Below are 1,816 nucleotides of genomic sequence, written 5' to 3' on the forward strand. Positions count from 1 at the left end.
GGTGCCGAATCGACGATCGGCGAACAACCGGACGTCGAGCAGCGGATGCGCCACTCGCAATTCGATCAGCGCGAATGCCGCGAGCGACACGATGCCACCGATGGCGGCACCGATCACCAACGGATGCGACCAGCCGAGCTGCGGCGTCTCGGTGGCCGCCGCCACGATCATGCCGACGCCGATTGCCGAGGTCACCGTGCCCCACGGGTCGAAACCGGGCCGTGCCGACGCGATCGATTCGGGGATGACGCATCCGGTGGCGGCAAGCAGCGCGCTGCACGCGCTCATCGCCGCCATGATCGAAAGCCAGGTCCAGAACTGCAACAGCAGACCGGAGACGAGGATCCCGCCCACCGCGCCCATACCCACGGAACCGGCCCACATCCCGACGGCGACGCCGCGCCTTCCCTCCGGCAATCCGGCGGTGAGCAGCGACAGCGTCGACGGCATCACCAGCGCGGCGCCGACACCGGCCGCCGAACGAGCCGCGATCAGCCATATCGGACCGTCGAACAGCAGCGGCACAGCGGAAAACAGTGCGAACACCCCGAGACCGGTAAGCAGCATCGTGCGGCGTCCGTATCGGTCCCCCAATGCGCCGCCGGGCAGCACCAGACAGGCCAGTGCGAGGGTGTAGCCGTCCACGATCCAGGTCAGTTGCTGCTGGGTGGCGCCGGTGGCCGCGGCGATCTCGGGCAACGCGGTGTAGAGCGCGGCCATCGAAGCGACGACCAGCGCCACCGCGGCACAGGACAGCATCAGCGCCCACCGCTGCATGACGGACAACCGTGTCGCGGTGGAATCCATGTCCTGCCCCTACTTGAGCATCATGCCGCCGTCGACCGGTAATGCCACCCCGGTGATGTAGCGGGCCTCGTCGGACGCCAGGAACAGCACGGCGTTGCTGATATCTTCCGGCTCCACCCAGGCGATCGGCAGCACATGGAACATCTGCGCGACGGGGATAAAGTCGTCGACGGTCGGATTCTCCAGATCCGGTCGGAACATGCGGAAGGTGGGCTCGTTGAGCAGCATCGGCGTCGCCACATTCGTGGGGCAGATCGCGTTGACGCGAATGTTCTTGTCCCCCAACTCCATTGCCAGCGAGCGCATGATGCCGATGACACCGTGCTCGGCGGCGGCGTAGTGGCCGATATTCGGAACGGCGCGCAGGCCGCCGATCGAGCTGGTGAGCAGGATCGACCCGCCGCGACCGCCCGCGACGATGTGCGGCACCGAGACCCGGGTGGTCATCCAGACACCGGTCATATTGACGTCGATCATGTCGCGCCAAGTCTGTTCGCTCATTTTGTCCATCGCATCGCCATCGCTGGCCAACCCGGCATTGGCCACCACGATGTCCAGGCGACCGAGTTGTGCGACGCCGTCGTCGACACGGCCTGCATGGTCTCCAGATCGCGCACATCGGCCTCGACCGCGATGATGCGGCGGCCGGTCGCCTCGACCAGTGCGACCGTTTCGGCCAGGTCATCCGGTGTCGACATCGGAATGGTGACGCCGTCGAGCTGCTTACAGACGTCCACGGCGATGATGTCGGCACCCTCCTGCGCCAGTTTCACCGCATGGCTGCGCCCCTGACCGCGCGCTGCCCCCGTGATGAAGGCGACCTTGCCCGCTACTCGTCCGGTCATCGGTATCACTCCCTGGGTTCATGGCCGTCGGCCCGGTGCCGACGGCGAAGCAAAAGCAGAACGGTCGCCAGCACGGCGGCAACGGCTATCGCGCCGTAGCGCGCCGCACCGCTCACGCCGCTGGCGGCGAGCAGGTCGATCGGCGCGGCCGACACCCGCGGCTC

1 protein-coding gene and 1 pseudogene are annotated in these 1,816 nt (G+C 67.2%); both read right to left on the reverse strand.

Features of this window, described 5'->3' with window-relative positions; all coding sequences use genetic code 11:
- The coding region (locus NP3_RS08530; protein ID WP_157124191.1) for an MFS transporter at window positions 1-807 on the reverse strand (807 nt) is incomplete at its 3' end.
- A gap of 9 nt (window positions 808-816) precedes the next feature.
- Window positions 817-1,652: pseudogene (locus NP3_RS08535) on the reverse strand (mycofactocin-coupled SDR family oxidoreductase).
- Between the last annotated feature and the right edge of the window lie 164 nt (window positions 1,653-1,816).

It is taken from the genome of Nocardia pseudovaccinii NBRC 100343, from assembly GCF_001613225.1.
Lineage (GTDB): Bacteria > Actinomycetota > Actinomycetes > Mycobacteriales > Mycobacteriaceae > Nocardia > Nocardia pseudovaccinii.